Origin of the sequence: Ensifer sp. YR511, from assembly GCF_900103045.1 — a bacterium.
Classification (GTDB): Bacteria; Pseudomonadota; Alphaproteobacteria; order Rhizobiales; family Rhizobiaceae; genus Ensifer; species Ensifer adhaerens.
In genome coordinates, this window is record NZ_FNGR01000075.1 from 1 (window position 1) to 4,764 (window position 4,764).

The following is a 4,764-nucleotide window of genomic DNA, read 5'->3' on the forward strand; positions in this document are numbered from 1 at the left end:
ATCTTAAAATTGCTGCTAGTCATATTACCAACATTACTCCTACCCACTTAGCTAAGTGGGGGAGCATGTCCGGGCCTTTCGGGGGCTAATTCATTTGCCTGTGACTATGTGTGTGACAGCCAAGAAAGGATCAAACTCAATGCGTATTGCCACATTCTTGCTCGTACTCTCCGCGCTTGCCGGATGCTCCCAGACCGGCGGCGGTGCGACCAGTGTCAGACAGGATTACTATGGTGGCGACGGCGGTTTTTATGCGGGCGCGGTTGCACCGCGCTGAAGCCGCTCCGGCGGCGCTGTAACTGCACTGCCGACAGCGAACTCTGCAGGGGGTGGGCCCGCTCAGGCGATTTTGACAAGCATGAGGGGGGCCATCGCCTGATCTTCGGCCGTAGTGGCGCCGAACGTCGCCAAGCCGCCACGAGAATGTTGGCGATGCGACCCTCGTCGAGAAAGCTCTCCTTCCATCAAGCCAACTCTCTGCCCTTCAGGTCCAAGCTCTGTCCGATTGTTCGGATTGCAAGGGCTTGCGCTTTGACAATGGCGCGGCCCGTAACGCCGTGATCTCCCCTGGAGCAACGTGCCGACCAACCGCTTTCATTCCCGATGGCCGGATGACGTCATCGCTATTGCTCCGGAAAGCGTCCGTCTCAAGGACGCGATCATCATCGCCGATGCGTTGGGCCTCGACGTCAGGCGAAAGTGAGCGTCAGAAGATGCCACTGTCCCAGCATCGAGCTAGACCGTGGCGTCGGGTGTCTGTTGACAACCGACCAGGCCTCCCTGCTATTCAACGGGGGAGGGCTATTGTCGCGAGGAAGGTATGGAGCTTGATCTGAAGGTTTGCGCTTTGCCGCTCGGATGCCGGCTTCGACGCTTCCGCAGGCTCAGGCAGATCAAGCAGGAAAGGTTGGCGGCGGATCTTGGCGTGTCGCAGGGTCTGCTATCGCGATGGGAAGCCGGCCAGCATGAGCCTTCAGCAAAGGCCCGGGCCCGGGTCGAGACGCTGCTCGAGCGGCATGAGAGCGTCGGGATAGACCTGACATTGCGTCGGCTCATCGAAACGGCGCCGTTTCCGGTTCACCTTGTTTGCGACGACACCCATGCGCTTTTGAGCGTCTCACCGGCCAGGCAAGCCCAGTGGCGGATCTCTGCCGCGTCCTTTTTCGGCGTCTCGCTATGGCGATACGCGACGGCGGAAATCATCGAGAGAGAGCTTCAACTGCAAGAACTTGGCTGGTTTGAAGAGGTCTGGTCGGGAGCCGTCCAGTTCACGACCGGCGGCAGCGACGACCCCGATATGCCGATCCCCCCGAGCATCATCCGATGGGAACGAATAGGAATTTCCGACGGGCGCGTCGGCCGCCTGGTAACCAGTATCGATCCCATCTGAGACGCGAATATTTCATTCGTTGTCCGAGCTGTTCTGCCCCTGCTAGCCTGCCATGACCGCCAGTTGCCCCGAAACCGCGTACCAAAAAATTCGGCGGGCAGGGCGTCTGCGCTCACATCCCATCGGTCACGATAGATCCGCCAAGAGCACTCCGGACAATGACAAATTCGCGTCGCGCCATCACGTTTTCACTTCTCATCATCTGTGCAACGCTATCGCTGGCAGGGACCGACCTCGTCTTGCCGGCCGTTCCGCAATTGCCTGAAATCTTCGGCACTGACCGGGCGACCGCGCAGCTGGTGCTTGCCGCCTATGTCGGCGGCGGCGGTCTCGGCCTGCTTCTTTATGGGCGCCTGGCGGACCACTTTTCGCGCAAGGCGCTGCTTTTCTCTTCGCTCGCCGGATTTGCAGCCGCCTCGCTCGCCTGTGCCTTCTCGCCAAATATCACGGCACTTATCGCGCTGAGGTTCGTTCAAGGCGTGGCGTCTGCGGCGGCTCCGGTCTTTGGCCCAGGGTTGATCCGGCAGCTGTTCAGCGACAAGGCGGCGGTGCGCGCCATCGGGTTTCTCGGCAGCGTGGAATCGCTGGTGCCGGCGCTTGCGCCGATCTTCGGCGTGCTGCTGCTTTCGCATTTCGGATGGCAATCGTCATTCGAGCTGCTGGGTGTTTTGACGATGCTCGCTGCGGTCCTCATACTCGTGCTTGGGCTGCCCCGTGAGGAAGAACCCTCCGACACGCTCGGTAGTTATGGGCAACTGCTCACGGATCGCGTCTTCATGCGATACGCGCTCAGCCAGGCCCTGACGCTCGGCGGACTGCTCACCTTCGTCTTCGGCGCGCCGACAGTCATCGTCGCGTCGATGGGCGGCTCTCTGAACGACTTCATCATCATGCAGGTCATCAACATTTCCGGGTTCATCATCGTCGCCAATCTGACCGCCCGGATTGCCGAACGTTTTGGCGCTGAAAACGTCATCCTGACCGGCACCATCATGGCTGCCTTGAGTGCCCTTGCGCTGTTCGCCTACGGTCTCATGGGCGGTACCAATACGCTGATGTTGCCTCTATTGTTTACGCCCATGGCGATCGGCTTGGGTCTTCGCGGCCCCATTGGCTTCTATCGCGGCATTCTTGCTTCGGGTGCCAATAATGCGCGCGGATCGGCGCTGATCGTCTTTTTCATCTTCATGATCACCACGCTTGGAACCGTCATCGCCGCGCCAATCATCGCAGCCGGGCTCGCGGCGCTCGCGTTCGTCGCCTGTGCTATCCACCTCCTGTCGGTGGCCCTCCTGCTCCTGCTTCCGGCAATGCCGGAGCCAACGCGCGATGCTGCCGGCGTACCCACGCTGTAGGTATCCGAACCAGATGAGGACCCCTTGAACGGCTAAATCGACGAATCTCCAAAGACGTGCCGGTATACGCCGTAGCGCATGCCACTGATATCCACGTGTCGCTCAAGCGCGCCTCCAAGTTTTCTCGCGACCGCTTGGGAAGCCAAATTGTCATCAGTGATCAGGCTTATTGCCGTCCTCCAGCCAAGTTTGCTGGCTGCGAAGTCGAGAACGGCATGCATCGCCTCGGTAGCATAGCCTCGCCCCTGGAACTGGGGGTAAATGCCCCATCCCAATTCAGGTTCAAGCTTGTCCAAAGGAAGCTGCGCTCCGCAGTAGCCCGCCATTCCACCTGTTTTACTATCCTCGACAACGAAAAAGCCAAAGTCGCGCAAGTGCCAATGACCGATGAACGACAACATCCTTCGCCAGGCATCCTCACGCTTGATCGGACCCCCGACGAAGGCGGTGGTGACGGGGTCCCCCCAGAATCGAGCGAAGGCCTCAAAATTGTCCTCGCGCCATTGGCGCAATATCAGTCGTTCAGTTGCTATAGTTTGCACGATGTTCTTCTTTCAAAGGTAGCCATTCTTCCTTCCGCATCCGCCGGATACCATGCCGATCGCCGCGGCGACCGGCTCCCGATGAAAGCTGCAGTTCTGCCGGCATACTGGCGCGTTAAGAGAGTTCTGAGATCGGGTTTGCAGCGACTTGGAAACATGACAGTCACGGCGCGACGCGCTACATTGTCGTTGCAGTCCACGCCACAGGTCACGGTATCGGGAGAATTATTATGCAAACGCATAAGGTCGGATACTTGATTGGTAGTCTCGCCAAAGACTCCATAAATCGCAAGCTCGCCCGTGCACTGGTGAGGTTGGCTCCTGCACACCTTGAAATGACAGAAATATCGTTCAGGGAACTCCCGCTCTATAGCCATGACTATGATGCCGATTTTCCGCCGGTCGCGAGAGCTTTCAAAGAAGAGTTGGCTGGGGTCGACGCCATTCTCTTTGTAACCCCGGAATACAACCGTTCAATCCCGGGTGGCCTAAAAAACGCCATTGACTGGGCGAGTCGCCCCTACGGAAAGAACTCCTTCACACGCAAGCCTTCGGCTGTCATCGGGACATCGCCGGGCTCGATCGGAACCGCGGTAGCGCAACAGGGACTGCGCAGTGTTCTTAGCTTTTGCAATTCACCGCAGATGAACGCCCCAGAAGCCTACATTCAATTCACTCCGGGGCTGATTTCCGACGACGGAGAAGTGACGGTGCAAACGACCGAGCAGTTTCTCCGTGGCTACATGGAAGAGTTTGCAGCCTTCATTGCGCGCGTGCTCTCTGTCCTGCCTCGCGACGCTTGAACAAGCGGCTGCCACTCGCGTCTCCTCAAGCCGTAGGCAAGGGCGTCGAACAACGCCTCGAAGTGGCTCAGGCGTCCTCACGATGGGTTCTGCCATGGCCACATCGAGGCTGCGGTCGAAATCGAGCGGCGCAAGACGTATACACGAAATGGGGAGCGCTGATTCAATCAGCTATCGCGAGGAAGTGAATTTTGATCAATGCGTTAGATGGCATATTTGATACATCACATCCAGTTCCATAATTCAGATTATGCGATCTGAACTTGTAGCCGGGTACATTCTAATTTGAAGTGCGACATGCCAATGATTTCAATGGTTTCCCCTTGGAGATTTTGGCATGCCCCGACGCTATTCGCAGCTGAATCTGGCCGATCGACGCCGCCTCTTCCACTTTGTCGAACGAAAACTGCCGATCAAAGAAATGGCACGCGAACTTGGTCGTCATCGATCGACGATTTATCGTGAGATCCGGCGCAACACCTTCCGCGATCGCGAGCTGCCCGACTATAGCGGTTACTTCCCGACCGTTGCTGACGATATCCGCAAAGAGCGGCGGCAGCGTTTGAGGAAGCTTGTGCGGCACCCACAATTGCGCGAACTGGTGATCGAGCAGCTGAAGGCGCTTTGGTCCCCGCAACAGATCGCCGGTCGTCTGCTCGCCGATGGCGTGAGCG

General features: G+C 58.2%; 6 protein-coding genes. 5 read left to right on the forward strand and 1 reads right to left on the reverse strand.

Going from position 1 to position 4,764, the window contains the following annotated elements:
* Positions 1–139: 139 nt before the first annotated feature.
* The 3 genes from BLU15_RS39810 to BLU15_RS38630 all read left to right on the forward strand — a co-directional run bounded on the left by BLU15_RS39810 (position 140) and on the right by BLU15_RS38630 (position 2,745).
* Positions 140–277 (forward strand): hypothetical protein, encoded by a 138-nt coding sequence (locus BLU15_RS39810; protein ID WP_167550732.1) that lies wholly within the window; start codon positions 140–142, stop codon positions 275–277.
* Between the two features lie 543 nt (positions 278–820).
* Positions 821–1,390, forward strand: a complete 570-nt coding sequence (locus BLU15_RS38625) for a helix-turn-helix domain-containing protein (protein WP_090302569.1) — start codon at positions 821–823, stop codon at positions 1,388–1,390.
* Positions 1,391–1,548: 158 nt separating this feature from the next.
* Positions 1,549–2,745: an MFS transporter gene (locus tag BLU15_RS38630; protein ID WP_090302570.1), complete on the forward strand. Its 1,197-nt coding sequence runs from the start codon at positions 1,549–1,551 to the stop codon at positions 2,743–2,745.
* Positions 2,746–2,777: 32 nt separating this feature from the next.
* Here the strand turns inward: BLU15_RS38630 and BLU15_RS38635 are convergent, their stop codons facing one another.
* Positions 2,778–3,287 carry a GNAT family N-acetyltransferase gene (locus tag BLU15_RS38635; RefSeq protein ID WP_176960498.1) on the reverse strand — a complete coding sequence of 170 codons (510 nt, stop codon included), beginning with the start codon at positions 3,285–3,287 and terminating at the stop codon, positions 2,778–2,780.
* Positions 3,288–3,517: 230 nt separating this feature from the next.
* Between BLU15_RS38635 and BLU15_RS38640 the strand changes: the two genes are divergently transcribed.
* On the forward strand, positions 3,518–4,090 hold the full coding sequence (locus tag BLU15_RS38640) for an NADPH-dependent FMN reductase (protein ID WP_060580700.1): 573 nt from the start codon (positions 3,518–3,520) through the stop codon (positions 4,088–4,090).
* A gap of 337 nt (positions 4,091–4,427) precedes the next feature.
* The coding region (locus BLU15_RS38645; RefSeq protein ID WP_143034376.1) for a helix-turn-helix domain-containing protein at positions 4,428–4,764 on the forward strand (337 nt) is incomplete at its 3' end.

Coding starts and splice junctions, on each gene's coding strand:
- BLU15_RS38625 (WP_090302569.1), top strand. CDS start 821: ATGGAGCTTGATCTGAAGGTTTGCGCTTTGCCGCTCGGATGCCGGCTT.
- BLU15_RS39810 (WP_167550732.1), top strand. CDS start 140: ATGCGTATTGCCACATTCTTGCTCGTACTCTCCGCGCTTGCCGGATGC.
- BLU15_RS38640 (WP_060580700.1), top strand. CDS start 3,518: ATGCAAACGCATAAGGTCGGATACTTGATTGGTAGTCTCGCCAAAGAC.
- BLU15_RS38630 (WP_090302570.1), top strand. CDS start 1,549: ATGACAAATTCGCGTCGCGCCATCACGTTTTCACTTCTCATCATCTGT.